Origin of the sequence: Belnapia moabensis DSM 16746 (genome assembly GCF_000745835.1) — a bacterium.
GTDB classification, from domain to species: domain Bacteria; phylum Pseudomonadota; class Alphaproteobacteria; order Acetobacterales; family Acetobacteraceae; genus Belnapia; species Belnapia moabensis.
The window spans coordinates 1-2,697 of sequence record NZ_JQKB01000222.1 but is presented as its reverse complement, the minus strand read 5'-3'; the positions used below and the strand labels follow the sequence as shown (position 1 = coordinate 2,697).

The following is a 2,697-nucleotide window of genomic DNA, read 5'->3' as shown; positions in this document are numbered from 1 at the left end:
GCATTTTCAACTCCGTGGGCCGGAGACCGAAAGGCTGAACGCAAGGAGCAGTTCCGGTGCGGCCCTACTACATAATAGTCGAGGTAGAGCTCTGGCGGGATTTTGTTGCGTTTAGACCACCCGAAACGTAAGCGAGGCGTGGCCCGTGGCATCCCTGACATCAAGCCCGCGGGTTGGGCGCGATACGCTCAGTAAACCGTTCAGCTTCGAATCCCGCCGGGATAACCAATAGCTTCGCAATCACGATCAGGCCGACCTAGCATCTGTTTTCCTTTGAGGGGAGCTAGGCCATTGTTGTGCACTGGGCTTCCGCCTCGGCACGGCTTTGGACGGCGTAGTTCGCCCGCTCGGCCGACACAAAGCTGAACGTCGTCCCGTTCATCCCCTTTGCAGCTCAACCCCCTTGGCGAAAAAAGCGGCCGCCTTGTGGAGGATCTCCACCTGCTCCTGGAGCCGCTTCAGCTCGCGCTTCAGGCGCTGCATTTCGGCCTGCTCTGCCTTGCGGGTCGCCAGCGCCTCGGCCGAGCCGGCCGCCGAGTGCTCGGTGCGCCACTGGCTGAGCTGCCCGATGCCGAGGCCGAGCTCCGTCGCCACCTCCGACAACCCCTTGCCGCCGTCCAGCAGCTGCTTCACTGCCTGCGCCTTGAAATTCCGCTTAAGTTCCGTCGGGTTCGTCTCCGCCCTCCTTCCCTCCTGAGGTGCCTGGGTTCGTTAGCAAACCCTCCAGTCTCAGGGGGAAGTCCACACACCCGGACCAGACCGTAGAGCCTGCCGCTGCTAGGCGAAGCGGTCAGGCTTATGGCCGTGACCTCCGCGGGACAAGGGCGGCCACCCTCAAGGGATGCCACCTTGGCCTCCATCAACTCGCGCTCGAGCAGCATTTCGCCCAGCTTGGCCTTGAGCCGCTTGCTCTCAAGCGCCTCTCCGGCCGTGGGCCGGCATAGCCAGGCTCGCCTCACCAGCAGCCAGAAAGGCGCCGCGCCAGCTGCTCAGGGTAACCGCGGTCACACCCAGCGCCTGAGAGACCGTCTTCAGGTCCTCGCCCCGGAGCAGCCGCAGCACGCGTCCCGCTTGTGCTGCCGTGACGTCCGGCCACCCAGCCAGGACCAGCGGCATCCGTCAACCCTATCATCGTTGTAAACCCCATCCGCGGACACCATCCACCTGCGGGATGTCTCATTCAACTGTGGAGCGGAGGATGATCACACAGTCCGTCAAGCCCCAGCCAACGGACGCTGACGCTTTGGTAGCAGCTCTGTTAAATAGCCCCGGATGAACGGAGGGAGGTCGTCCGTCTGCAGCAGCGCGAGTGGATCGATGAAACGGGCACCCACAACTTCACGGTTGTCGAGGCGAATCCGGGGCTCGGCCTGCAGATGCAACTCGAAGATGCGCACGCGGTCGCGTCGGTAGTCCCAATCCACAACCATTTCCCGGGCGAGCACGAGGGCATCGGCGCTGATCGCCAGCCCAAGCTCCTCGCCGAGTTCACGCCGAGCCGCGTCCCTGGGGTTCTCATTCCGGTGAATCCGGCCTCCGGGCCAGGAGAAGTTCGAGCGGTAGGATTGTCGAACGACAAGGATGCGACCGTCGAGCCAGATCGCCACCACGGCGCCGTCATGATCTGGGCGACGCAGCCACCACCAGAACCGGGCCGCGCGGAAGCCGATCTTGTAGGCAGTCCGCCAGAGCCAATCCGTCATAGCAGACGCAATCTCCATTCCTTCCGTGTTGGTGCACAGAGCCGTGGCAGATGACCCAGATGCAACCAATCCGTTATGGTTTCAAGGGCGCCATTCAAACACAACGCCACCCAGCGTCACAGTATTCCGGAGGTACGCTACCGGATCCGGAACTGGCCGGCCTATAAGGCCGGGCTACGGCGGAGTGGAGAGCTGACGCTCTGGTTCGATGAGGATGCTCTGAGCGGGTGGCAGGCACCGCGGCGGAGCACGCCAGGCGGCCAGGCCCGGGACTTGGATGCAGTGATCGAGCCGATGCTGATGCTGTGGCTCGTCCTCCAACTCCCCCCGCGCCAAGCCGAGGGTTTCGCCACGAGCGTGCTGCAGTTGCTCGGGTCAGCGCTGCGTGTCCCGGGCCACACGACCTTGAACCGGCGTAGCTGCAGCTTCGCTGGCGGCAGCCGAAAGTGGTCCCGCACGACCGGCTGCACCTGCTGATCAATAGTACCAGCCTCAAGCTGTTTGGCCAGGGCGGTTGGAATGAGGAGAACCATGGCCGGGCGCACCGGTCCTGGCGCAAGCTGCATCTCGCCGTCGGTGCCGGCACCGGCGAGATCGTCGCTTGCATGCTGACCGACAACGGCGCTGACGATGGCGGTCAGGTGTCAGCGTTGTTCTAGAAGACCGAAGAGGAATCGCGTCCGTGCCAGCGGGCAGCGCCTATGACTGCGAGCCAGTGTACCCCGCCATCGCCACTCATCAGTCTGATCAACCGGCGAAGGTCATCATCCCGCTGCGTGAACCGGCGGAGCCAAGCACGGGGACTGCTGAGGCATTAAGCCAATGTGATCGCCACATCCCGCTCGTCGCCGAAAAAAGCCGCATGGCTTGGCAAAAGGATGCAGATCACAGTAGCCGCAGTCTCGCCGAGACTACGGCTGCCCGGTACAAGACGATCGTTAGCTCAAGGCTGCGCGCCTGCCTCTTGCAGACTCAGCAAGGCGAAGCCGCACTC

At 63.5% G+C, this 2,697-nt stretch carries 3 protein-coding genes and 3 pseudogenes; 3 read left to right on the top strand and 3 right to left on the bottom strand.

Annotated features, from left to right (window positions below; translation table 11 throughout):
- Positions 1 to 378: 378 nt before the first annotated feature.
- From EP26_RS30375 to EP26_RS30365, 3 genes and pseudogenes are all read right to left on the bottom strand, one after another.
- Positions 379 to 639: pseudogene (locus EP26_RS30375) on the bottom strand (transposase); the annotation flags it as partial.
- Between the two features lie 104 nt (positions 640 to 743).
- Positions 744 to 1,132 (bottom strand): annotated as a pseudogene (locus EP26_RS37950) (IS3-like element ISMtsp5 family transposase); the annotation flags it as partial.
- 82 nt (positions 1,133 to 1,214) lie between these two features.
- Entirely contained in the window at positions 1,215 to 1,703 is a 489-nt protein-coding gene (locus EP26_RS30365; protein WP_052389894.1) for an NUDIX hydrolase, read from the bottom strand.
- A 75-nt stretch (positions 1,704 to 1,778) separates the two neighbouring features.
- Here EP26_RS30365 and EP26_RS38910 point away from each other — a divergent pair, with 75 nt between their 5' ends.
- The 3 genes and pseudogenes from EP26_RS38910 to EP26_RS37100 all read left to right on the top strand — a co-directional run.
- A complete protein-coding gene (locus tag EP26_RS38910) occupies positions 1,779 to 2,180 on the top strand; it encodes a transposase (protein WP_052389893.1) in 402 nt (133 codons plus the stop codon).
- Complete coding sequence (locus EP26_RS32780; RefSeq protein WP_052389892.1) at positions 2,150 to 2,362, top strand: transposase; 213 nt, start codon at positions 2,150 to 2,152, stop codon at positions 2,360 to 2,362. The genes EP26_RS38910 and EP26_RS32780 overlap by 31 nt, the downstream gene beginning before the upstream one ends.
- A gap of 23 nt (positions 2,363 to 2,385) precedes the next feature.
- Positions 2,386 to 2,697: pseudogene (locus tag EP26_RS37100) on the top strand (IS5/IS1182 family transposase); the annotation flags it as partial.